This window comes from Georgenia ruanii, from assembly GCF_009193175.1.
GTDB classification, from domain to species: domain Bacteria; phylum Actinomycetota; class Actinomycetes; order Actinomycetales; family Actinomycetaceae; genus Georgenia; species Georgenia ruanii.
On record NZ_VUKE01000028.1, the window covers coordinates 1 to 23,624 of the forward strand.

The following is a 23,624-nucleotide window of genomic DNA, read 5'->3' on the forward strand; positions in this document are numbered from 1 at the left end:
AAGGTCTCCCGCGAGCACACCGTCACCGAGGCCGCCCCCGGCCTGACCGTCATCGCCGGCGGCAAGCTCACCACCTACCGCGTCATGGCCGAGGACGCCGTCGACTTCGCCCTCGGCGAGCGCGCCAGGGCCCTTCCCTCGATCACCGCCAGCACCCCGCTGGTCGGCGCCGAGGGGCTGCGCGCCGCCCAGCGGCGCCGCGCCGCAATCGCCCGGGACCGCGGCTGGACCGCCGCCCGGGTCGACCACCTCCTGAACCGCTACGGCTCGGAGATCGGCACCCTCCTCGAGATGATCGACGCCGACCCCGACCTCGGCCGCCCCCTCGAGCACGCCGACGCCTACCTGCGCGCCGAGGTCGCCTTCGCCGTCACCCACGAGGGCGCCCTGCACCTCGAGGACATCCTCACCCACCGCGTGCGCCTCGACTACGAGATGCGCGACCGCGGCGCGACCGCCGCCGAGGAGATCGCCGACATCGCCGCGCCCCTGCTCGGCTGGGACGCGACCACCGCCGCCGCCGAGGTCGACTCCTACCGCCGGCGCGCCGCCGCCATCCGCGCCGCCGAGCAGGAGAGCACCGACGCCGCCGCGGCGGCCGCCCGGCAGCGCGCCGAGGACGTGCGGCCGCTGGTCCCGCTGCCCGTCCCGTAGCGCCGCCGTCCTCGACCGCCCGCGGTCCCTCGACCGCCCGCCGTCGCCCGACCGCCCGCCGTCCCAGGAGGCCACCGCCGCCGAACGCAGGAGTCCCGTCCCGCCCTTGCCCGCCCCGGCCGGATCGTCCGGGGCGGCGCGGTGTCACAGACCGGGCGCACCACGCCGCCGTCGCGCCCACAAAATGCCGGACGATCCCGCCCGTTGCGAGCATCATGTGCCATACCCGCACCCGGGCGCCCCACCCACGCGCCGCCTGGCGCAAGGACTGGCTCGACGACGACGCCAGAAAGTGAGTGCACAGTGGAACAACTCTCCATGCTGGACATCTTCTTCTCCGAGGTCATGGGCACGGCGATGCTGACCCTGCTGGGTTGCGGCGTCGTGGCCAACGTGGTGCTGCCGCGCAACAAGGGCTTCAACAGCGGCTGGATCGTCATCACCTTCGGGTGGGGCATCGCGGTCTTCGCCGGTGTGTACGTGGCGTTCCGCAGCGGGGCGCACCTCAACCCCGCGGTCACCCTCGGCCTGCTGGCCAACGGCTCCGACTTCGTCGGCGCGACCGACACCACCGCGGCCGTCCCCCCGAGCTTCCCCACCGCGCTCGTCTACATCGCCGGCGAGATGGTCGGCGCGTTCATCGGTGGTGTCATCGCCTGGGCCGCCTACAAGACTCACTTCGACGAGGAGGCGGACCCGGGGAGCAAGCTCGCCGTGTTCTCCACCGGCCCGGCCATCCGCAGCTACGGCTGGAACTTCATGACCGAGCTGATCGGCACGTTCGTGCTGGTCTTCGTCATCCTCATGTTCGGCAAGACCCCGGCCGGCCTCGGCCCGCTCGCCGTCGCCCTCCTGGTCGTCGGCATCGGCCTGAGCCTCGGCGGCCCCACCGGGTACGCCATCAACCCCGCCCGTGACCTCGGCCCCCGCATCGCCCACGCCGTCGTGCCGTTCCGCGGCAAGGGCGGCGGCGACTGGTCCTACGCCTGGGTCCCGGTCGTGGGCCCCATCGTCGGCGGGGTCATCGCCGGTCTGCTGGGCAAGGCCGTCCTGTAGGCCCCTCTGCGTCGTCGGCCGCGGCACTGGTGCCGCGGGCCGCCGGCGTCCTCCCCCTCCCGGGCACGACGCCCGGTCCGTGAGCACCATGACGTGGAAGGAACACCATGGCTGAAGAGCAGAAGTACGTCCTCGCGATCGACCAGGGCACCACGAGCTCCCGGGCGATCGTCTTCGACCACAGCGGTCAGATCGTCTCCACCGGGCAGATGGAGCACGAGCAGATCTTCCCGCGCGCCGGCTGGGTCGAGCACAACCCGAAGGAGATCTGGACCAACGTCCGCGAGGTCGTCGGCCTGGCGCTGACCCGGGCGAACATCACCCACCGCAACATCGCGGCGGTCGGCATCACCAACCAGCGCGAGACCACGGTGGTGTGGGACAAGACGACGGGCGAGCCCGTCTACAACGCGATCGTGTGGCAGGACACCCGCACCGACAAGATCGTCGAGGAGCTCGGCGGGCGCAAGGGCCAGGACAAGTACAAGAAGAAGGTCGGGCTGCCGCTGGCGACCTACTTCTCCGGCCCGAAGGTCAAGTGGATCCTCGACAACGTCGACGGCGCCCGGCAGAAGGCCGAGGCCGGCAACCTCATGTTCGGCAACACCGACGCCTGGGTGCTGTGGAACATGACCGGCGGGGTCGACGGCGGCGTGCACGTCACCGACGTCACCAACGCCTCGCGGACCATGCTCATGGACCTCGAGACGCTGAGCTGGGACGAGGACATCGCGGAGGACATGGGCATCCCGATGTCGATGCTCCCGGAGATCCGCTCCTCCTCGGAGGTCTACGGCCACGGCCGCGAGGGCGGCTTCGTCCCCGGGGTGCCGATCGCGGGCATCCTGGGCGACCAGCAGGCCGCGACGTTCGGCCAGGCCTGCTTCGAGGTCGGCATGGCCAAGAACACCTACGGCACCGGCAACTTCATGCTGCTCAACACGGGCACCGAGCCGGTGCCCTCGAAGAGCGGCCTGCTCACCACGGTCTGCTACAAGATCGGCGACGCGCCCGCGGTGTACGCCCTCGAGGGCTCCATCGCCATCACCGGCGCGCTGGTGCAGTGGCTGCGCGACAACCTCGGCCTCATCAAGTCCGCCCCGGAGATCGAGGACCTGGCCAAGACGGTGGAGGACAACGGCGGGGCCTACTTCGTCCCGGCGTTCTCGGGCCTGTTCGCGCCGTACTGGAAGTCCGACGCGCGCGGCGCGCTGGTGGGCCTGACCCGCTACGTCAACAAGGGGCACATCGCCCGGGCGGCCCTGGAGGCCACCGCCTTCCAGACCCGCGAGGTCAACGACGCCATGAAGATCGACTCCGGCGTCGAGCTGACCGAGCTCAAGGTCGACGGCGGCATGGTGGCCAACGAGGCGCTCATGCAGTTCCAGGCCGACATCCTCGGCGTGGACGTGGTGCGCCCGAAGGTCGCCGAGACCACCGCCCTGGGCGCGGCCTACGCCGCCGGCATCGCCGTCGGCTACTGGAGCGGCGAGCAGGACGTCATCGACAACTGGGCCGAGGACAAGCGGTGGACGCCGAAGATGGACGAGGCCGAGCGCGAGCGCACCTACCGGCTGTGGAAGAAGGCCGTCACCCGCACCTTCGACTGGGTCGACGAGGACGTGCACTGAGGTCGTGCCGCGGCGGGCTGCGTCCCGCCGCGGCACGCCGCTCGCCGCACCGCCCGGCCGTGGGCAGGCCGGCCGCGGGCAGGCCGGCCGCAGGCTGGCGGGACCCGGGCGGGCCAGCCCCACGCCGGTGAGCCCCGCCTCGGCGGCCGCACGCAGGGAGGAGCACCGATGGATCTGCCGAGCGCGGTGACGCAGCCGGTCTCGGGCCTCATGAGCAGCCCGGTGGCCGCGGTCGACGCGGGCGCCACCTTGCGCGAGATCGCCGAGGCCATGGCGGCCAACGAGATCGGGGCGGTCACCGTGCTGGCCGACGGGCACCTGGCCGGCATCGTCTCCGAGCGCGACGTCGTCACCCATCTCGCCGACGGCGCCCACCCCGACCACCTGCTGGCCGAGGACATGTTCACGGCCGAGTTCGTCTCCGCCGCACCCGCCGACCGGCTGATCGACGTCGCACGGCGGATGATCGCCGCGCGGGTGCGCCACGTGCCGGTGCTCGAGGACGGTCAGGCGGTGGGCATGGTGTCGATGCGCGACGTCACGGCGGTGCTGGTCGCCGCGCTGGGCTAGCGGGTGGCGGCCGTCACCTCCCCTGCGACCGCCGGTCGGCGTACTGGCGCACCATCGGCCAGACTGACCCCATGAGCACCCTCGAGCAGATCACCGCCCCCCTGTGCTACCACGGCGAGGGGCCGGTGTGGTCGGACACCTGGGGCGGGTTGCGGTGGGTGGACATGCTCGCCGGCGACCTGCTCACCCTGCGCGCCGACGGCACGGTCGACCGGCTCCACGTGGGCGAGGTCGCCGCGTTCGTGCGGCCCCGCAGGGGCGGCGGGTACGTCGTCGGCATCGAGCGCGGCATCGCCCTGGCCGACGGGCCCGACGAGGCGCCCACCTCCCGCCCCGAGATGTGGTCGGACCCGGGCGTGCGGATGAACGAGGGCGGCTGCGACCCGGCCGGCAACCTCTACGCCGGCTCGATGCCCTACGACAAGACCCCCGGGGCGGCCAAGCTCTACCGCATCACCCCGGCCGGCGACGTCTCGGTCGTGCTGCCGTCGGTGACCACCTCCAACGGCATCGACTTCTCCCCGGACGGCACCCGCGCCTACTACAACGACACCCAGACCGGCGGCACGGACGTCTTCGACGTCGTCGACGGCGAGCTGACCGACCGGCGCCTGTTCCACCACGGCGACGGCGGGCGCCCGGACGGGCTGTGCGTGGACTCGGCGGGCAACATCTGGGTGGCGATGAACCGCGTGGGCAAGGTCCGCCTGTACTCCCCCGAGGCCGAGATCCTCACCGAGGTGGACCTGCCGCTGCGCCTGGTCACGGCGTGCACCCTCGGCGGCGCGGACGGGCGGGACCTGTACATCACCACCTCCCGCGACGGCCTCCAGGACCCCGAGCCCGAGGCGGGCGCCGTCTTCCGGCTGCGGGCCGACGTGCCCGGCAAGCCGGTGCTCACCTACGCCGGCTGACCCCCTGCCCGCGACCGGGATGGCCGTCCGGCTGCGACCGGACTGGCCCTCCCGCCGTTGGGCTCCTTCGGCGCCGAGCCCCGCCGCAGGACCTGTCGGAAGGCACCCCGCTACTCGCGGCGCCCGCGTCCCGCTCCCCGCGGCGGAGGGGCCGCGACTCCCCCAGCGACGGGGGGTCCGCCCTCAGCGGGGGTCCACCCTGGGCGCGGCTCGGCGTCGTCCCGCGGCGCGGGTCCCGGCAGGCGGACGGAGAGGTTGCCTATCCTTGTCTGGGCCCGCAGGGCGCGGCGCCCGGCCTGAGGAGGACGTCGCATGAGCCAGGGCGCTGACGGCACGGACCAGCCCGACGACGACGCGTCGGAGGCGCTCGCCGGCCTCGCCCAGGAGGGCCTGTTCGACCTGCCGCCCGGCGCCCGGCGCCCCACCGCGCGGGTGGTGCTGCTCACCGGCCCCTCCGGCTCGGGCAAGACGCGCCTGACCCGGCGCCTCGGGGTGCCGGTGGTGGCCCTCGACGACTTCTACCACGACGGGGACCACCCCGGGCTGCCGCGCCGCTACGGCATCGTCGACTGGGACAGCCCGCTGTCCTGGGACCGCGCCGGGGCGCTGGCGACGCTGGAGGAGCTGTGCAGCACCGGGCACGCCGACCTGCCCGTGTACGACATCCCCAGCAACCGCCGCACCGGCACCACCCACCTGTCCCTCGACGGGTTCCCGGTGTTCATCGCCGAGGGCATCTTCGCCGCCGAGCTGGTCGAGGCGTGCCGGGAGGAGGAGATCCTGGCCGACGCCCTGTGCCTGTGGCGGCCGCGGGCGCAGACCTTCTTCTTCCGCCTCACCCGCGACCTCGGAGAGGCTCGCAAGCCGCCCCTGACGCTGGTGCGCCGGGGCCTGAACCACTTCCGCAACGAGCCGGCGATGATCGCCGACCTCACCGCCAAGGGCGCCCGCAAGGTGCGCATCGACGAGGCCGAGCGGGCCATCGAGGCCCTGGTCGCCGGACGCTAGCGCGGGCAGTGCGCCCTGACGCCCGCACCCGCGCAGCCGACCTGCTGGCCGCCAGCACCCGCGCGGCGGACCTGCTGGCCGCCAGCACCCGCGCGGCGGACCTGCTGGCCGCCGCCCGCGCCCGTGCCGGCGGTGGCGCGCACCTCAGTCGTGGTACTTCCGGCCCTTGGGGATGGTGACCGTGACGGAGATGATCGCGATCAGCGCGAGGATGACGTTGAACATGAAGGCCACCAGGCCGGCCTGGCGCACGGCCGCGTTCGCCTGGATGCCCTGGGTCTGCAGGAGCTCTCCGACGATCGTCACGCCGCCGCCGAGGAAGGCGGTGAAGATCGCCAGCGACATCGCCGCCCCGATCGCGCCGCCCAGGGAGGAGGCCATCTTGTAGATGCCGGCACCGGAGCCGGCCTGCGCCTCCGGCAGGTTGGACAGCGCCGCGTCGGTGGACGGGGTGGCGTAGAAGGCGAGCCCGAGGCCGAACAGGGAGTAGGCGATGACGGCGAGGACGGTGTACGGCCCGATGAGGACGTTCGTCGGGGTGAGCAGGGCGCACGACACCGCGACGATCGTCGCGCCCCAGACCATCGGCTTGCGCGGGCCGAACGCGCGCAGGAGGCGCTCGCCCACCCGGATGAAGGCGATGATCGTCACGGCGTAGCCGAGCGTCAGCAGGCCGGCCTTCCAGGGGTCGAACAGCTCGGGCCGGGCGATCTGCAGCATCTGCTGGCTCACGATGAGCATGCCGATGGTGGCGTTGAGGACGAAGTTCGAGATCGTCGCTCCGGTGAAGGTGACGTTCCGGAACAGGGCGAAGTCGATGAACGGGTTCTCCTGTCTCCGCTCGTAGAGGACGAAGACCACCAGCCCGACGACCGCGACGGCGGCGAGCCCCAGGGTGAGCGGCCGGGTCCAGCCCAGCTGCCGACCGAAGATCAACAGGATCATCAGAGCCAGGACGGCGATCATGAAGATGATCAGCCCCGGCACGTCGAACCGCCGGTGCGTGCCGACCTCGGCCTTGCTCTCCGGCGTCCCCCACACGAGGGCGATGGCCACGACGGAGATGACGATCGAGGCGTAGAAGATGAGCCGCCAGTTGAAGGTGGCGGCCACGAAGCCGCCGAAGAGCGCGGCGACGCCGGCGCCGCCCCACGACCCGATCGACCACATCGACACGGCGCGCTGGCGGCCGGCTCCGTCCCAGTAGGACTTCACCAACGCCATGGTGGCGGGCATGATGCACGCCGCCGCGAGGCCCTGGATCGCCCGGCCGGCGAGGAGCAGGGGCAGCGCGACACCGCCGCTGGCGAGGATGACGAACGCCGAGCCGACGATGGCGAGCACGTTGCCGGCCTGGGTGACGCGCACCCGACCGATCCGGTCGGCGAGGCCGCCCATGAACACGATGAACAGCCCGGAGAACAACGCCGTGATGGAGACGGCGAGGTTCATCTGGTCGAGGCTGACGTTCGGGTGGGCGACCTGGTCGATCGGGCCGCCGTTGATGTCGGCGAGCATCGCACGGGCGATGGTGCCCACCGTGCCCGCGAACATCCAGAAGGTCAGGACGGCCAGGACGATGCCCGTGAGCAGCTTGTCGTTGCCCTTGAACTCCTGGGCCGTCCTGGGCACGGCTGCCGCGGTCGTCATGGCTGGTCCTCCCCGGCGCGACGTGCGCTCGCAGCGAGGGTAGGCCCGGTGACGCCGTCGCACCCGTCCAGCGGTGGCGCCATGGCGAGGGGCGCCCGCCCTGGGGGCACGGACGCCATCCCCCGCGGCGGCGCCGGACGGGACCGGGGCCGCCGTCGGGGCTCAGCGCGGCTTGACGAGCGGGAAGGTGATGGTCTCGCGGATGCCCCGGCCGGTGAGGGCCATGAGGAGCCGGTCGATGCCCATGCCCATGCCACCGGCGGGCGGCATGCCCTGCTCCATGGCCTCGAGGAAGTCCTCGTCGAGGACCATGGCCTCCGGGTCGCCCTTGGCGGCGGCCAGCGCCTGGGTCGCGAACCGCTCGCGCTGGACCACCGGGTCCACGAGCTCGGAGTAGGCCGTCGCGAGCTCGAAGCCGCGCACGTAGAGGTCCCACTTCTCCACCTCGCCCGGCTTGGAGCGATGCGCGCGGGTGAGGGGGGAGGTGTCGACCGGGAAGTCGCGGACGAAGGTGGGCGCGTGGAGGTCGTGGGAGACCAGGTGCTCCCACAGCTCCTCGACGATCTTGCCGTGGGTGTAGTGCGGGAGGACCTCGATGCCGAGCCGCTCGGCGTGCGCGCGCAGCGTAGCCTCGGGGGTGGCCGGGGTGATCTCCTCGCCCAGCGCCTCCGACAGGGACCCGAACAAGGTGATCTGCGCCCACTCGCCGCCGAGGTCGTACTCGCTGCCGTCGTCGAGGGTGACGGTGGTGCCGCCGAAGGCCTCGACGGCGGCGCGCTGGATGATCTCGCGGGTCAGCGCGGCCATGGTGTCGTAGGAGCCGTAGGCCTCGTAGGCCTCGAGCATGGAGAACTCCGGCGAGTGCGTGGAGTCGGCGCCCTCGTTGCGGAAGTTGCGGTTGATCTCGAAGACCTTCTCCACGCCGCCGACCACCGCGCGCTTGAGGTAGAGCTCGGGCGCGATGCGCATGTACAGGTCGACGTCGTAGGCGTTCATGTGCGTGACGAACGGCCGGGCCGCCGCGCCGCCGGGCTGGACCTGCAGCATCGGCGTCTCGATCTCGAGGAAGCCGCGCCCGTCGAGGGAGCGGCGCAGCGAGCGCACCACCGCCGAGCGGGTGCGCAGCATCTGCCGGGCCGCCGGGCGCATGATGAGGTCGAGGTGGCGACGGCGCACCCGCCCCTCCTCGGACAGCGCCACCTGCTCGCCGGCCTCGTTCTCGTACGTCTTGGGCAGCGGGCGCAGCGCCTTGGCGGCCATCTGCCAGGCGTCGGCGAAGACGCTCAGCTCGCCGCGACGGGACTTGCCCACGTGGCCGTGGACGAAGAGGTGGTCGCCGAGGTCGACGTCGGTCTTGAACGCGGTCAGGGCCTCCTCGCCGACCGCGGCGCGGGAGAGCATGGCCTGCAGCCGGTTGCCCTCGCCGTCCTGCAGGGTGACGAAGCAGAGCTTGCCGGTGTTGCGCAGGTACATGACGCGGCCGGCCACGCCGACGTCGTCGGTGGTCTCCTCGCCGGCCTCCAGGGCGTCGTAGCGCGTGCGCACGTCGGCGATGGTGGTGGTGATCGGCAGGGTCACCGGGTAGGGGTCGACGCCGGAGTCGAGCAGCCGCTGGCGCTTGTCCGCGCGCACGCGCACCTGCTCCGGGAGGTGGTCGGTCTCCTCCGGGGCCTGGAGGCCCCCCGCCTGCTCGGTGGTCTGCTCAGTCACCGGACAAGGGTAGCCGTCCGGCGGGAGCGACCCGACCCCGGGTCCGCGTGAGGTCGCACGTCACACCTGACCGCGTAGCCAGAACGGCATTCCGGTCGCCGCCAGAACGCCATTCCGGTCGCAGCAAGAGTGGCGGCGTGGCCGCCGGTCAGAGTGGCGGCGTGGCCGCGGTCAGAGTGGCGGCGTGGCCGCGGTCAGATGTCGAACTCGGGGTGGCCCGGCGCCGGTGGGGCGGAGGTGCGGTACTCGGCGATGGTGATGCCGCTGGGCTCGATGTGCCGGGCCTGACCGGCGTCGGTGTCGGGCACCCCGCCCGGCTCCCCGCCGACGTCGACGATGCGGTTGCGATCGTCGACGAACACCACGCGCGGGGTGTAGGTGCGCGCGTCGGCGTCGCTGAGCATGCCGTAGGCGATGACGATGACGAGGTCCCCGGCGTGGACCAGGTGCGCGGCGGCGCCGTTGATGCACAGCATGCCGCTGCCGCGCTCGCCGGGGATGACGTAGGTGGTCAGCCGCGCGCCGTTGGTGACGTCGACGACGTCGACCTGCTGGCCGGGCAGCAGGTCCGCGGCGTCGAGCAGGTCGGCGTCGACGGTGATCGAGCCGACGTAGTGCAGGTCCGCCTCGGTGATGGTGGCCCGGTGGATCTTCCCGATCATCATGGGGCGCACCAGGCTCGACGGTGCGGTGGGGGTCATCAGTGCCTCGGTCCTAGCTGGACGGTCGTGTTGTCGATCAGCCGGGTGCTGCCCACGCGGGCGGCGACGGCCAGCAGGCCGGGGCCGGTGGCGGCGGCGTCCAATGGCAGGAACGTGTCCGGATCGACCAGTGCAAGATAGTCGAGGTCGACGCCCTCGGCCGCGTCGAGGACCGCCCGGGCGGCTGTGACAACGGCCGCAGCTCCCGCCTCGGCGGCCGCGGCGCCCGTGCGCAGCGCCCGGGAGAGGGCCAGGGCGCGCTCGTGCTCGACCGGGCCGAGGTAGGCGTTGCGGCTGGACATCGCCAGGCCGTCGGGCTCGCGGCGGATCGGCGCGCCGACGATCTCCGCCCCGAGGTCGAGGTCGCGGACCATCGTCCGCACGAGCGCCAGCTGCTGGGCGTCCTTCTGCCCGAAGACGGCCACGTCCGGGCGCACGAGGTTGAGCACCTTGCACACGATCTGCAGCACGCCGGCGAAGTGGCCGGGCCGGGTGCGGCCCTCGAGCACCGTGGCGACCGGGCCGGGGTCGACGCGCACGAGCGGCTCGGCGGGGTACGCCTCGGCGTCGGTGGGCGCGAAGACGACGTCGACGCCGGCGCGGACGAGCAGGGCCAGGTCGGCCTCGAGGTCGCGGGGGTAGGCCTCGAAGTCCTCGCCGGGGCCGAACTGCAGGGGGTTGACGTAGATGGAGACGACGACGTGGTCGGCGCGGGCCTGCGCCTCCTGGACGAGGGAGAGGTGCCCGTCGTGCAGCGCCCCCATGGTCATCACCAGGGCGCGGGTGCCGCCCAGGGAGCGCAGGGCCGCGGCGAGCTCGGCACGGGTGCGGGCGAGGACGGGCTCGAGGGGGGTCGCCGCGCTCGCGTCGGCGCTCGCCGCCGCGCCCGCGGGCGCCGGGACGGCACCGGTGGGGGGCGTGGCCCCGGCGCGGGCGGGCGTGGCCCCGGGCTCTCCGGCCGTGGCCGCCGGCTCCGCGAGGGCGTCGAGCAGCGCGACCGCGACCGGCTCGGTGATCTTCCCGGCGGCCAGCGCCCGGCGGGTGGTGGCGCCGGCCAGGTGGCGGTAGCCGTCGAGGATGTCCAGGTCCTCGCCGTCGAGCCGGGCCAGGGCCTCCAGGTGCGCCCGGACGGTGCCGACGTCCCCGCGGACCACCGGGCCGGTCAGGCCCTGCTCCCCGCCGCGCAGGGCGCCGTCGAGGGCGGCGGAGAGCAGCGGCGTGAGCAGCGCCCCCGGCTCCTCGATGCCGGCGTCGGCCAGGGCCCGCTCGGCCTGGGCGACGAGGGTGACGAGGTGGTTGCCGCCGTGGGCGAGGGCGGCGTGGTAGACCGGCCGGCGGGCCTCGTCGAGGACGAACGGCTCGCCGCCGATCTCGACGACCAGGGCCTGGGCGATGGGCAGCACCGGCGCGGCGGCGGTGACGGCGAAGGGGCAGCCGGTCAGGCGGCCCAGGTCCAGGCTCGTGCCGGTGAAGGTCATGGCCGGGTGGATGGCCAGCGGGATGGCCCCGGCGGCCCGGGCCGGGGCGAGCACCTCGGTGCCGTAGCGGCCGGAGGTGTGCACGACGAGCTGGCCGCCCTGCCACCGGCCGAGCTCGGCGAGCCCGGCGACCAGGCCGGGGAGCACGTCGTCGGGGACGGTCAGGAGGACCAGCTCGGCGCGCTCGACGATCTCGTCCACGGTGAGCACGGGCACGCCGGGCAGCAGCGCCTCCACCCGGTCGCGGCTCTCCTCCGAGACGGCGGTGGCGCCGACGACGGCGTGGCCTGCGGCGCGCAGGGCGCTGGCGAGGACGGCGCCGACCCGGCCGGCGCCCACCACGCCGACCCCCAGGCGGCCGGGACGGGGGGCGGAGGGACGTGTCGCGGGTGCTGAGCTCACCCGGCCATCATCGCAGGGGCGCGGCGCCGGTCTCGGTCCCGGCCTCCCCCGCGACGTGCCCGGCGGCGTCGGCGCCGGCCTCGTCCACGCGGCGCAGCCACTCCTCGGGGCCCTCGTGGGCGCGGGCGGTGCGGGCCCGCTGGGCCTGCTCGAGGAGCACCCGCCCCGCCACCTGGGCGTCCAGGTGGTGCGCCACCGGCACGACCGGCCCGGGGACGGAGTGGGCGTGCAGCCCCGCCAGCCCGAAGCGGCGCTCCAGCGGCCCCTGCTTGAGGGCGAGGGACTGGGTGCGCTCGTGCGGGACGACGTCGAGCTGGCGGGTGAGCCGGCCGCGGCGCACCAGCAGCGCGGTGCGGGTGATGCGCAGGCCGCTGCGGCGCCACACCAGGGGGTCGAGCGTGCGGGCCCGGGCGGGGCTGGTGAGGAACCCGGCGGCGTCCCCCTCGCCCTCGAGGGCGGCGTCGAGGACGGCCTGGGGGTCGTCGACGCCGAGGTCGGGAAGGACGAGCCACAGCGCGGTGAGGGCCTCGCCCCGGCTGCCCACCGGCAGGAGCACCGTCTCGGCGGGGCGGCCGTTCTGGCCGGGCGTGTGCTCGCCGTACCCGGCGACGTTGACCTCCACCCGCCACCAGCCCCGCCGGCGCCACAGCAGGCCCTGCTTGAGCACGACGGCCTGCACGCGCCCGGGCGGGACGGTCTGGGTGCGGGTCTCGAGCAGGCCGTGCCGCAGCCGGATGCCGTCGGGCGAGATGGCGGCGCGGAAGCCGAACTCGCCGGCGAAGCGGCCCCACACGAAGCCGCCGAGGCCGAGGATCATCGGGATGAGCCCGAAGACCGGGGCGAACGAGCCGGCGACCACCACCAGGGCGGCCAGGCCCGCCACGACCAGGACGAAGAAGATCGTCGAGCCGGACAGGAGCAGCGAGCCGACGATCCGGCCGGGCGGCACCTGCAGCAGCTCGCGCTCGGGGGCGGCGGGCACCACGGTCGGCTCGGCGCCGGCGGCGGCCGGGGCGACCTCCACCCCGGCGGCGCGGGCCATGATCTCGTTGCGCAGCTGCTGGGCCTCCGGCTCGCGCAGATAGCCCAGCACGACGTTGGACTCCCCGCCGCCGGCGGTCTCCACGCGCACCTGCGCCAGCCCGAACAGGCGGCCCAGGAGCGGTTGGACGACGTCGACCGCCTGGACGCGGTTGAGGCGGGCGTGCCGCTCCTGCCGGAACAGGATGCCGGTGTGCAGGTCGACCGACTCTGCGGTGACGGCGAAGCGCATGCGCCGCCAGGCGAGCATGGAGTACACGCTCGCGACGAGCGCGACGAGGACGAGGACGCCGACGACGGCGAGCACCGCCCGGGCCCGGAAGGCCGCCACCGTGTCCCACACGTCGGCGGGCAGGTTCCCGATCTGGTCGGTGGCCTGGTAGGCCACGAAGGCCAGGACGGCGACGACGACCTTCCAGGCGTTGAGGACCGGGGTGATCTTGTGGACGCGCCGCCACGGCGTGCCGCCGCCTGCCTCGGGGCGCCCGGGCCCGCCGCCTGCCGCGGGGGGCTCGCCGCCCGGCGCCGGGGTGAGCCTCGGGTCGGGGCCGGCCATCGCGGTCACAGCCCCGCCAGCCGCGCCTCGCCACGCGCGGTGAGCCGGTCACGCAGGCGCGCGGCCTCGGCGGGCGGCAGGCCCTCGATCTTGGCGTCGGAGTGGGCCGAGGCCGTGTGCAGCTGGACCTCGGCGACCCCGCACCAGCGGTCCAGCGGGCCTGCCTTGACGTCGACGAACTGCATGCGCCCGTACGGCACCACGGTCAGCGACCGGAAGAGGATGCCGGTGCGGATGAGCAGGTCGTCGTCGGCCTCCGCGTAGCCCATGGCGCGCACCTGGCGCGGGATGAGCCACACCAGCCAGCCCGCCAGCGCCGCGACCGCGACCGGGGCGAGCCAGGTCCAGCCGCCGACGACGACGCCCAGGACCACGCCGGCGACCAGCGGGAGCAGCAGGGTGGCGCCCGCGACGACCAGCCGGGCCCTGATGAGGCCGTCGGAGACCGGCCGGAAGGCGACGTCCCGCGGGTCGAAGGGGTCGGCCCCGGTGCCGCCCGGGGCGGGGTGGTCGGGGAAGTCGCTCATCGGTTCGCTCCTTGCTGCGCGCCGGAACTCGGCTGTCACCCCCCGATCCTGGCAGATGCGGCCGACGACCCCATCCACCTCCAGGACGGTCCGAGACCGGTGCGCTCCGCCGGACGGCGGAGGCGGCGGCGCCGCGGGCCGTCGGCGACCGCCCCGGGGCGCCGCGAGCGGGGCGTCCGGCTCGGCCGGTCAGGGCCCGAGCGAGGCGTCCGGCGTGGCCGGTCAGGCGGCGGTCGGGGCGCCCCGCCCGCCGCGCGGGTGCGGGTCCTGGTCGTCCGGCGGCACCCGGCACCACCACTCCACCAGCAGGGCCACGCCGACCAGCGCCAGGCACCCGACCAGGGCGAGGCCGGAGGCCCAGGCCTGCTCGCGTGGCAGCGGGGCGGTGAGGTTGTCCAGGGTGCGCAGCAGCTGGGCGGCGAAGTAGCCCACCAGGGCCGCCCCGACCAGGGCGCAGGACTTGGCGAGCATGACCACCCGGGCGGCCCCGAGCGGCGTCATCGAGGTCGGCTGCTGCTTGACCATGCGGCGCACGCCGCGCCCGAGCAGCAGCAGCACGACGGCGAGCACGGAGGGCCCCAGGAAGGTCACGAGCGGCACGGGCACGGGCAGCAAGCCGCGGTCGTCCAGGCCGGCGAGCACGAGGAAGGTCACGAGCCCGGCGCCGAGCGCCAGGCTGACGAGGAGCTGCCAGGAGGTGCGGCCCATCAGCCGGCCCCCTCGGCCGGGGTCGGCGCGGAGACGTCGGGCACCGCGCCGGTGCGCCAGTCGGCGGCGAGCCACCGGACGGTGCCCCGGTCGGCGGCCCGCTCGGCCAGGGCCGCGACCGGGCCGCCGTCGGGGCCCGGCAGCACGGCGCCGGGGTCGGCCGCGGCCCAGGGCACGAGCACGAAGGCGCGAAGGTGGGCGCGCGGGTGCGGCAGGGTCAGCTCGGGGTCGGCGACGACGAGGTCGCCCACCGCGATGACGTCGACGTCGAGGGTGCGGGCCCCCCACCGCTCGGCGCGGGTGCGGTGGTGCGCCCGCTCGAGGTCCTGGGCCAGGCGCAGCAGCGCCAGCGGGGCGAGCGTCGTGCGCCCCAGGACGACGGCGTTGAGGTAGTCCGGCTGGGCGGCCTGGCCGGGGGCGAGCACCGGGGCGGTGCGGGCCAGCTGCGAGACGCGCACGCCCTCAAGGTCCGGGACGTGCTCGAGGGCGTCGGCGGCGGCCCGCAGCGTCGCCAGCGGGTCGGCGAGGTTGGCGCCGAGGGCGAGCACGAACCGCACGGCCGCGGCGGGCCGGCGGGTCAGCAGGTCGCTCACCGCCCGCCCTCCCGCCGGCGGATGCGCACCGCGACGTCGTCGAAGGGCACGGTCAGCGGCGCCCGCGGCTTGTGCACGGTCACGTCGACGGCCCGCACGCCCGGGTGGGCGAGCACCACCTGCGCGACGCGCTCGGCGAGGGTCTCCACCAGGTCCACCGGCTCCCCGCCCAGGACGGCGGTGACCTCCTCGGCGACGTCGGCGTAGCTGACCGTGGCGGCCAGCTCGTCGGTGCGGGCGGCGGCGCGGGTGTCCAGGTGCAGCACGACGTCGGCGCGGAAGGGCTGGCCCTCGGCCCGCTCGTGGGGGTAGACGCCGTGGTGGCCGGTCGCCCGCAGCCCGACGAGCCGGATCTGGTCGAGCTCGTGCCCGTCCGGGCCCAGGACGGCGCTCACCGGTGCGCCCGCCACGCCGCGGCCACGCGCACGGCGTCGGCCGTCGCGGCGACCTCGTGCACCCGCACCGCCCAGGCGCCGGACTGGGCGGCCAGGGCGCTGACGGCGGTGGTGGCGTGGTCGCGGGCGAGGGGCTCGGCGGCGAGCGCGGGGGGCACCACGCCGGAGAGGAACCGTTTGCGGGAGGCGCCGACCAGCACGGGGTGGCCGAGCGCGGTGAGGGCGTCGAGGTGGGCCAGCAGCGTCCAGTTGTGCTCGGCGTTCTTGGCGAAGCCGAGGCCGGGGTCGAGGACGATCTGGTGGTCGCGCACGCCGCCGGCCCGGGCCTGGTGCACCCGGTCGCGCAGCTCGGCGCACACCTCGGCGACGACGTCGTCGTACACGGCCAGGGAGTTCATCGTCTCGGGGGTGCCGCGCCAGTGCTGGATGACGTACACGGCCCCGGCGCGGGCGACGGCTCCCGCCATGGCGGCGTCCGCCAGCCCGCCGGAGACGTCGTTGACGATCTGCGCGCCGGCGGCCACCACGGCCTCGGCGGTGGCGGCGTTGACGGTGTCGACGCTGACGACGGCGCCCTCCCGGGCCAGCGCCTCGACGACGGGCAGCACCCGGGCGGCCTCCTCGGCCGGCGTGACGGGGGCGGCGCCGGGGCGGGTGGACTCCCCGCCGACGTCGATGATGTCCGCGCCCTGGGTGAGCAGGTGGCGGGCGTGGGCGATGGCGACGTCGGTGTCGTACCACTGCCCGCCGTCGGAGAAGGAGTCCGGGGTGACGTTGACGACCCCCATCACCAGCGTGCGCCCGGGGGCTCGCAGCGCCTCCGGCAGCGGGCTGGGGGCGGCGGACGTTCCTGGAGTGCTCACCCGGCCAGGTTAGCGCCGGGGCGCGGCGGCGCCGTCAGCGCGGATGGCACCGTCAGCCGTGGCGACGGCGCCGACGGGGGAAGCACCGTCGGCCGGGACGGCACCCTCAGCCGCGGTGGCCCAGCAGCAGGCTCATGGCCTCCGCGCGGGTGGCCGTGTTGCGCATCTGCCCACGCACCGCGGAGGTGAGGGTCCGGGCGCCGGGCTTGCGCACCCCGCGCATGGACATGCACAGGTGCTCGGCCTCGACGACGACGAGGACCCCGCGCGGGGCCAGGCGGCGCACCAGGGCGTCGGCCACCTGGGAGGTGAGGCGTTCCTGGACCTGGGGGCGGCGGGCGTAGCCCTCGACGAGCCGGGCGAGCTTGCTCAGCCCGGTGACCCGCCCGTCCGGGGCCGGGATGTAGCCGACGTGCGCGACCCCGTGGAAGGGCAGCAGGTGGTGCTCGCACATGGAGTACAGCGGGATGTCGCGCACGATGACCATCTCCTCGTGCCCGATGTCGAACACCGCGTCGAGGTGGTCGGCGGGGTCCTCGCCCAGCCCGGCGAACATCTCCCGCAGGGCGCGGGCGACCCGGTCGGGGGTGCCCACCAGCCCGTCGCGGTCCGGGTCCTCCCCCACGGCGACGAGCAGGTCGCGCACCGCCCGGCGCACGCCGTCGGTGTCGTAGGGCCGCACCGCGCGCCCGCCGTCGGCGATCGGCGCGGCATCGCTGACGCTGAGGTCGTCCGCGGGGGTCTCGGCGGAGCCGGCGATGCCCGTGCCGGGGCCCTGCACGCTCACAGGCCCTCGGCGGCGCCGCCGACCCGGCCGCCCTCGGGCACCTGGCCCACGCCGTCGAGCGGGGTCTCCCCCGCCGCGGCGGACTGGTCCTGGGGCAGCATGTGCTCCCCGCGGGCCCGCTCGGCCGGCGTGAGCACCGGCGGGATGTCGCTGACCTGGCGCTCCTCGGAGGAGAGCCAGATGGGTCGCGCCGGCCGCTTGATCACGGGGGCGAAGATCGCGGCCAGCTCGGCCTCGTTGAGCGTCTCCTTCTCGAGGAGCTTGAGCACGAGGTCGTCGAGGACGTGGCGGTACTGGGTGAGGATCTCCCAGGCCTCGTCGTGCGCGGCCTCGATGAGCCGGCGCACCTCCTCGTCGACGATCCGGGCGACGTCCTCGGAGTAGTCGCGCTGGTGGCCGTAGTCCCGGCCGAGGAACGGCTCGCCCTGGGTGGTGCCCAGCTTGATGGCGCCGACCCGGTCGCTCATGCCGTACTCGACGACCATCTTCCGGGCGATGGCGGTGGCCTTCTCGATGTCGTTGGACGCGCCGGTGGTCGGGTCGTGGAAGACGATCTCCTCCGCCACCCGGCCGCCCATGGCGTAGGCGAGCTGGTCGAGCAGCTCGTTGCGGGAGGTGGAGTACTTGTCCTCGGTGGGCATGACCATCGTGTAGCCCAGCGCCCGCCCGCGCGGCAGGATCGTCACCTTGGTCACCGGGTCGGTGTAGCGCAGCGCCGCCGCCGCCAAGGCGTGCCCGCCCTCGTGGTAGGCGGTGACCTTCTGCTCCTTCTCGTTCATCACCCGGGTGCGCTTCTGCGGGCCGGCGATCACGCGGTCGATGGCCTCGTCGAGGGCGCGGTCGTCGATGAGCTGGGCGCCGGAGCGGGCGGTGAGCAGGGCGGCCTCGTTGAGGACGTTGGCCAGGTCCGCGCCGGTGAAGCCGGGGGTCCGCTTGGCGACCATGCCCAGGTCCACCCCGGGCGCCATGGGCTTGCCCTTGGCGTGCACCTCGAGGATGGCGGCGCGCCCGTGCAGGTCCGGGGCCTCGACGGCGACCTGCCGGTCGAAGCGGCCCGGGCGCAGCAGCGCCGGGTCGAGGACGTCGGGGCGGTTGGTGGCGGCGATGAGGATGACGTTGGTCTTGACGTCGAAGCCGTCCATCTCGACGAGCAGCTGGTTGAGGGTCTGCTCGCGCTCGTCGTGCCCGCCGCCGAGCCCGGCGCCGCGGTGGCGGCCGACGGCGTCGATCTCGTCGACGAAGATGATGGCGGGGGCGTTGGACTTGGCCTGCTCGAACAGGTCGCGCACCCGGGAGGCGCCGACGCCGACGAACATCTCGACGAACTCCGAGCCGGAGATGGAGAAGAACGGCACCCCGGCCTCGCCGGCGACGGCGCGGGCGATGAGGGTCTTGCCGGTGCCGGGCGGGCCGTACAGCAGCACGCCCTTGGGGATCTTCGCGCCCACGGCCTGGAACTTCTCGGGCTCGGCGAGGAACTCCTTGATCTCCTGGAGCTCCTCGACGGCCTCGTCCTCGCCGGCGACGTCGGCGAAGGTGACCTGCGGGGTCTCCTTGGTGACCATCTTGGCCTTGGACTTGCCGAACTTCATCATCCCGCCGGCGGCGCCGCCGGAGCGCGACAACAGCCACCAGAAGACGCCGAAGATGATGATCATCGGCAGCACGAAGAGCAGCAGCGAACTCAGCCAGGACTGCTGGGGCACCACCGAGTTGTAGCCCTGCGACGGCGCGGCGTCCTCGACCGCCTGGACCACCTGGGGGCCCTGGGGGGAGACGTAGAAGAACTCGACGGACTTGCCCTTGTCCACCGTGCCGCCGTTGCCGTCCGGGGCCTTGTACGGCTCCGACAGCGTCATGCGCACGCGCTGGGTGCCCTCGGTGATCTCCACCTGCTGGACCGTGCTGCCGTGGAGCAGCTCCAGGCCCTGGGAGGTGTCGATGCGCTGGGTGCCGCCCTGCCCCAGCAGGGAGTACCCCATGGAGACGAGCAGGATCATCAGGAGGATCCAGATGAGTGGGCCTCGCAGCAGGTTCTTGGCGTTCATCGAGTGTGGGCTGCTCGCCCGGTCCCTCCTGGTCGCACGGTCATCGCCCGACGGTATCTGACAAACCCGGCCAGCGGCCGGGCGCTACCGGAATGTTCGCGCAGGGCTTGCTCCCTGCAACAACGGCCGCGCGGGCCGTGGTGTTCCGGCGGTCGCGGCTCGGGTCAGCCGCCGTAGACGTGCGGGGCGAGGGTGCCGACGAAGGGCAGGTTGCGGTAGCGCTCGGCGTAGTCCAGGCCGTAGCCGACGACGAACTCGGTGGGGATGTCGAAGCCGACGTAGCGCACGTCCACCGGCACCTTGGCGGCCTCGGGCTTGCGCAGCAGGGCGGCGATCTCCACCGAGGCCGGGCCGCGCGAGCGCAGGTTGGACAGCAGCCAGGACAGGGTCAGGCCGGAGTCGATGATGTCCTCGACGATGAGGACGTGGCGGCCGTGCAGGTCGGTGTCGAGGTCCTTGAGGATGCGCACCACGCCGGAGGACTTCGTGCCCGAGCCGTAGGAGGAGACGGCCATCCAGTCCATCTGCACGGGCAGGTGGAGGCGGCGGGACAGGTCGGCCATCACCATGACGGCCCCGCGCAGCACCCCGACGAGGAGCAGGTCCTTGCCGGCGTAGTCGGCGTCGATCTCCGCCGCCATCTGCACCAGCCGGTCCTCGATCTGCTCCTGGCTCAGGAGCACCTTCTCGAGGTCGCTGCCCATGTCCTGCGCGTCCACGTGCGCTCCTTCACTGCGTCTCGTCGGCTGTGGCGGCCCCCCTGGCGGGGCCCAGAGACAGCCTGCCACACGCCCGCCGGGCGACCACGCCGCCGGGCAGCTGCACCGGCCCCTGCCCGTGGTAGGCGGCCACGAGGGCGTCGAGCGCCTCCACGTGCACCGCGGCGAGGGCGCCGGGGGCGGCGCCGGAGCGCAGGGCGGCGGTCTGCAGGGCGCGGGTGCGCAGCGCCGGGTGCGCCGCGGCGAGGACCGTGACGTCGAGCACGACGGCGGCGCCGTCCACCAGCGCCTGGGCGAGCAGGTCGGCGGCGAGGCCGTCGAGCAGGTCGGCGTCGCGGCGCAGCTGGGCGGCGGTGCGGCCCAGTGCCGGGACGACCCCCGGCCCGAGGGCGTCGGCCAGGGCGGGCAGGACGCGCTCGCGTACGGCGGCCCGGCGCAGCGCGGTGCCGTCGGCGGCGCGCCAGGGCCCGGCGGCGGCGTTGCCGGGGTCGAGGACGAAGTCCAGGCCCAGCGCGCGGCACACCGCCTCGGTCTGGGCGCGGCGCAGGGCGAGGAACGGGCGGCGCCACGGCCCCCGCGCGGGGGCCATGCCGGCGAGCGAGCGGGCCCCGGAGCCGCGGGCCAGGCCCAGCAGCACGGTCTCGGCCTGGTCGTCCAGGGTGTGGCCGAGCAGCACGGCGGCCGCCTCCGCCTCGCGGGCGGCGGCGGCCAGGGCGGCGTAGCGGGCCGTGCGGGCGGCCGCCTCCGGGCCGCCGGCGCCGCGCCCGCCGCTGCCGCCGGGCACCTCGACGGCGCGGACGGTCGCCGCGAGCCCGAGCGCCCGGCACCGGGCGGCGGCGTGGCGGGCGACGTCGGCCGAGCCGGGCTGGAGGCCGTGGTCGACGGTGACGGCCGAGGCGAGCCAGCCGGCCCGCGGGGCGACGAAGGCGGCGGCGGCCGCGAGCGCGAGGGAGTCCGCCCCGCCGGAGCAGGCCACGAGCACCCGGGCGCCGGGGGGCAGGTCCGCGAGGGTGGCCCGCACCGCCGACCGGGCCGCGGCGACGGCGGGGTGCGGGGCGGACATGGGGCCGAGCGTAGACCGGCGCCCGGCGGAGGCGGCCGGGACGTCCCGGCGCCCGCCCCGGTCAGCCGTGGACCCGGCGCGGCCGGGCCGCGGATCAGCCGTGGACCCGGCGCACCCAGGCCTCGGGCTCGGCGATCTCGGCCGCCGTCGGCAGCTGCTCGGGCCCGGTCCACACGGCGTTGAGGCCGCGATGGCCGACCCGGTTGATCACGGTGCGCACGAACGACGCCCCGTTGCGGTACTGGGCGATCTTGGCGTCCATGCCCAGCAGCCGGCGCAGCGCGACGTCGGGCAGGGAGGTCCCGTCGCGGCGCTTCTCGAAGGCGGCCCGGATGCGGCGCACCGAGGGCAGCCGGGCGGGGCCGACGGCGTCCATGACGACGTCGGCGTGCCCCTCGAGCAGGCTCATGACGGCGACGACCTCGGCCATCGCGGCCCGCTCGGGCTCGGTGAGGAAGGCCTCGACGAGCGGGCCGCCGACGTCGTGGCCCGGGGCGTCGGCGCTGCCGGCGAGCACCGAGCGCAGGGTGTCGACGACGGCGCCGACGGCCCGGGCGAGCCGCTCGCTGCCGTCGGTGGTGTCCGAGATGCCCTCGACGAGGGCGCGCATGCGGTGGGCGAGGTGGTCGGCGAGCCAGGGCGCCGCGGCGAACTGCACCGCGTGGGTCTGCTCGTGCAGGCACACCCACAGCCGGAAGTCCATGGCGTCCAGGTCCAGCTCGCGCTCGATCTTCAGCACGTTGGGGGCCACGAGCAGCAGCCGGCCCGGCGCCGCGCCGTCGCCGGTGAACGGGTCGAACTGGCCCAGCACCTTCCCGGCGAGGAGGGCGAGCATGAGGCCCATCTCCTCCCCGGCCATGCGGGCCGAGCCGGGCAGCTTGGAGGTGGGCAGCAGCCCGTCGGTCAGCCGGGCGAACATCGCCACGTTGGCCTCGGCCCAGCGGGGCCGGTCGACGACGTAGACGGGCAGGGCGCCGGCGCGGGCGGCGGCGTCGTCCAGGCCGGTGATCTGGGCGACGTGCCGCGGGGCCTCGGCGGCCGCGTCGCGCAGCACCTGGATGAGGCCGCGCAGCTCGGCGCGCGTGCCGCTGGGGCCCGGCCGGGCGAGGGTCCCGGCGCGGCGCACGGCCACCTGCCAGTCGACGGCGCTGCTCATGCGCCTCACGTTACCGCTCAGCCGCAGCCGCACGCCGCGAGCCGCTCGGCCCACGCGTCGATGGCCTGGCGGCCCTGCAGCGTCCCGCCCTCGCTCAGCCCGTCGGTGAGCACGGAGAAGACCAGCAGGCGGCCGTCGGCGGTGACCACGGTCCCGCTGAGGCTGCTCGCCGCCAGCAGGGTGCCGGTCTTGGCGCGCACCCGCCCGGCCGCCTCGCCCGGCAGGCGGTCGTCGAGCGTGCCGTCCAGGTGCGCCACCGGCAGCGAGGGCACCAGGGCGTGCAGCGCGGTGCGCGCGGGCTCCAGCGCGGTCAGCAGGGTGTCCACGAGGGCGGTGGCGGTGACCCGGTTGGCGGCGCCGAGCCCGGAGACGTCGGTGAGGCGGACGCCGGTGGTGTCCACCCCGAGCTCGCCGAGCTGGGCGAGCACGGCGGCCGTGGCGCCCTCGAAGTCCGCCGTGGCGCCGCGCTCGACGGCCACCAGCCGGCCGAGGACCTCGGCGAGGGTGTTGTCGGAGGTCTTGAGCATCTGCCGGACCACCTGCCCGCTCGGCGCCGAGGCGACGGCGGCCAGCGGGGCGGCGCCGCCGGGGGCGCGGGTGCGGCGCACCTCGCCGGTGACGGTGACGCCCGCGTCGGTCAGCGCGGCGGCGAAGGCGCCGGCGGCGTCCATGGCCGGGTCGGCGGAGTAGCCGGCGCCGGTGCGGCCGGTGTCGACGGCGAGGGGCTGGATCGGCATGACGTAGTCGAGGTCGATGCCGGAGACGCCCGGGGCGTGCAGCGGCCCGCTGAAGAGGGTGTCGTCCAGGCCGACGGCGACGCGGCGCACGCCCTGGGCGGCCAGCGCCGCGGCCGCCTGCCGGGCGAGGTCGGCCAGGCCCGCGTGGCCGACGACGGCGTCCGGGTCCCCGGCGCCGGCGGCCAGCAGCACGTCACCGCCGCCGACGAGGACGACCGTGTCGCCGTCGAGCACGGCGCGGGTCTCGAGGGTGCGGGTGGTGCCGAGCGCGTCCAGCGCGGCCGCGGCAGTGAGGATCTTCAGGGACGAGGCGGGGGTGCGGGCGACGGCGCCGTCGTCGTCGAGGAGCACCGTGCCGGTGACGGCGTCGGCGACGACGAGGCCGAGCCCGCCGAGGCCGGGGGTGGCGCGCAGGTCGGCGGCGAGGGCCTCCAGCGCGGCGGCGGTGGGGACGGGCGCGTCGACGTCCGGCCCGGGCACGGCCTCGGTCAGGGCGCCGGCCGGCAGCGCGATCCCGGGGTAGGGCGCGGGAGCGGCAGGCGCCGGGCCGGTCGTCAGGGGCCCGGGGACCACGTCCGCGGCGTCCGCCACGCCGTAGCCGCCGAGCGCGAGGACGGCGACCAGCGCGGCGACGAGGGTTCGACGTGCCACCCGACC

The 23,624-nt window shown here is 75.0% G+C and carries 22 protein-coding genes and 1 pseudogene; 6 read left to right on the forward strand and 17 right to left on the reverse strand.

Annotated features, from left to right (window positions below; all coding sequences use genetic code 11):
• The 6 genes from GD880_RS19120 to GD880_RS19145 form a co-directional block, all read left to right on the forward strand.
• The coding region (locus GD880_RS19120) for a glycerol-3-phosphate dehydrogenase C-terminal domain-containing protein (protein WP_319593280.1) at window positions 1–654 on the forward strand (654 nt) is incomplete at its 5' end.
• A 318-nt stretch (window positions 655–972) separates the two neighbouring features.
• Window positions 973–1,710, forward strand: coding sequence for an MIP/aquaporin family protein (locus GD880_RS19125; RefSeq protein WP_152233233.1), 738 nt, complete (start codon window positions 973–975; stop codon window positions 1,708–1,710).
• 107 nt (window positions 1,711–1,817) lie between these two features.
• Window positions 1,818–3,341, forward strand: coding sequence for a glycerol kinase GlpK (gene glpK, locus GD880_RS19130; RefSeq protein ID WP_152233204.1), 1,524 nt, complete (start codon window positions 1,818–1,820; stop codon window positions 3,339–3,341).
• 168 nt (window positions 3,342–3,509) lie between these two features.
• Window positions 3,510–3,911: a CBS domain-containing protein gene (locus GD880_RS19135; protein WP_152233205.1), complete on the forward strand. Its 402-nt coding sequence runs from the start codon at window positions 3,510–3,512 to the stop codon at window positions 3,909–3,911.
• A 71-nt stretch (window positions 3,912–3,982) separates the two neighbouring features.
• On the forward strand, window positions 3,983–4,825 hold the full coding sequence (locus GD880_RS19140; RefSeq protein WP_152233206.1) for an SMP-30/gluconolactonase/LRE family protein: 843 nt from the start codon (window positions 3,983–3,985) through the stop codon (window positions 4,823–4,825).
• Between the two features lie 312 nt (window positions 4,826–5,137).
• Entirely contained in the window at window positions 5,138–5,833 is a 696-nt protein-coding gene (locus GD880_RS19145; protein ID WP_226909834.1) for a uridine kinase family protein, read from the forward strand.
• Between the two features lie 144 nt (window positions 5,834–5,977).
• On the opposite strand, the gene GD880_RS19150 is transcribed toward GD880_RS19145, so the two are convergent.
• The 17 genes and pseudogenes from GD880_RS19150 to dacB form a co-directional block, all read right to left on the reverse strand.
• Window positions 5,978–7,483, reverse strand: coding sequence for an MFS transporter (locus GD880_RS19150; protein WP_152233207.1), 1,506 nt, complete (start codon window positions 7,481–7,483; stop codon window positions 5,978–5,980).
• A 162-nt stretch (window positions 7,484–7,645) separates the two neighbouring features.
• A complete protein-coding gene (gene lysS, locus GD880_RS19155) occupies window positions 7,646–9,193 on the reverse strand; it encodes a lysine--tRNA ligase (RefSeq protein WP_152233208.1) in 1,548 nt (515 codons plus the stop codon).
• 194 nt (window positions 9,194–9,387) lie between these two features.
• Window positions 9,388–9,894 (reverse strand): aspartate 1-decarboxylase, encoded by a 507-nt coding sequence (gene panD / locus GD880_RS19160; protein WP_226909835.1) that lies wholly within the window; start codon window positions 9,892–9,894, stop codon window positions 9,388–9,390.
• A complete protein-coding gene (gene panC / locus GD880_RS21275; RefSeq protein WP_452176760.1) occupies window positions 9,894–10,664 on the reverse strand; it encodes a pantoate--beta-alanine ligase in 771 nt (256 codons plus the stop codon). Before panC ends, panD begins: the two co-directional genes overlap by 1 nt.
• Before the next feature lie 207 nt (window positions 10,665–10,871).
• Window positions 10,872–11,765, reverse strand: a pseudogene (locus GD880_RS21280) (Rossmann-like and DUF2520 domain-containing protein); the annotation flags it as partial.
• A gap of 16 nt (window positions 11,766–11,781) precedes the next feature.
• Complete coding sequence (locus GD880_RS19170) at window positions 11,782–13,371, reverse strand: PH domain-containing protein (protein ID WP_152233236.1); 1,590 nt, start codon at window positions 13,369–13,371, stop codon at window positions 11,782–11,784.
• A 5-nt stretch (window positions 13,372–13,376) separates the two neighbouring features.
• A complete protein-coding gene (locus GD880_RS19175) occupies window positions 13,377–13,898 on the reverse strand; it encodes a PH domain-containing protein (protein ID WP_152233210.1) in 522 nt (173 codons plus the stop codon).
• Between the two features lie 222 nt (window positions 13,899–14,120).
• Window positions 14,121–14,606: a DUF3180 domain-containing protein gene (locus tag GD880_RS19180; RefSeq protein WP_152233211.1), complete on the reverse strand. Its 486-nt coding sequence runs from the start codon at window positions 14,604–14,606 to the stop codon at window positions 14,121–14,123.
• Entirely contained in the window at window positions 14,606–15,199 is a 594-nt protein-coding gene (gene folK / locus GD880_RS19185) for a 2-amino-4-hydroxy-6-hydroxymethyldihydropteridine diphosphokinase (protein WP_152233212.1), read from the reverse strand. The genes GD880_RS19180 and folK overlap by 1 nt, the downstream gene beginning before the upstream one ends.
• Window positions 15,196–15,594, reverse strand: coding sequence for a dihydroneopterin aldolase (gene folB / locus GD880_RS19190; protein WP_226909836.1), 399 nt, complete (start codon window positions 15,592–15,594; stop codon window positions 15,196–15,198). Before folB ends, folK begins: the two co-directional genes overlap by 4 nt.
• A complete protein-coding gene (folP, locus tag GD880_RS19195; RefSeq protein WP_452176758.1) occupies window positions 15,591–16,457 on the reverse strand; it encodes a dihydropteroate synthase in 867 nt (288 codons plus the stop codon). The genes folB and folP overlap by 4 nt, the downstream gene beginning before the upstream one ends.
• 106 nt (window positions 16,458–16,563) lie before the next feature.
• A complete protein-coding gene (gene folE, locus GD880_RS19200) occupies window positions 16,564–17,139 on the reverse strand; it encodes a GTP cyclohydrolase I FolE (protein WP_152233239.1) in 576 nt (191 codons plus the stop codon).
• Between the two features lie 101 nt (window positions 17,140–17,240).
• Window positions 17,241–19,292: an ATP-dependent zinc metalloprotease FtsH gene (gene ftsH, locus GD880_RS19205; RefSeq protein ID WP_152233213.1), complete on the reverse strand. Its 2,052-nt coding sequence runs from the start codon at window positions 19,290–19,292 to the stop codon at window positions 17,241–17,243.
• A gap of 164 nt (window positions 19,293–19,456) precedes the next feature.
• Complete coding sequence (gene hpt / locus GD880_RS19210) at window positions 19,457–20,011, reverse strand: hypoxanthine phosphoribosyltransferase (RefSeq protein ID WP_152233214.1); 555 nt, start codon at window positions 20,009–20,011, stop codon at window positions 19,457–19,459.
• Window positions 20,012–20,021: 10 nt separating this feature from the next.
• Window positions 20,022–21,074, reverse strand: a complete 1,053-nt coding sequence (tilS, locus tag GD880_RS19215; protein WP_152233215.1) for a tRNA lysidine(34) synthetase TilS — start codon at window positions 21,072–21,074, stop codon at window positions 20,022–20,024.
• Window positions 21,075–21,168: 94 nt separating this feature from the next.
• Window positions 21,169–22,230: a zinc-dependent metalloprotease gene (locus GD880_RS19220; RefSeq protein WP_152233216.1), complete on the reverse strand. Its 1,062-nt coding sequence runs from the start codon at window positions 22,228–22,230 to the stop codon at window positions 21,169–21,171.
• 17 nt (window positions 22,231–22,247) lie between these two features.
• Window positions 22,248–23,618 (reverse strand): D-alanyl-D-alanine carboxypeptidase/D-alanyl-D-alanine endopeptidase, encoded by a 1,371-nt coding sequence (dacB, locus tag GD880_RS19225; protein WP_152233217.1) that lies wholly within the window; start codon window positions 23,616–23,618, stop codon window positions 22,248–22,250.
• Between the last annotated feature and the right edge of the window lie 6 nt (window positions 23,619–23,624).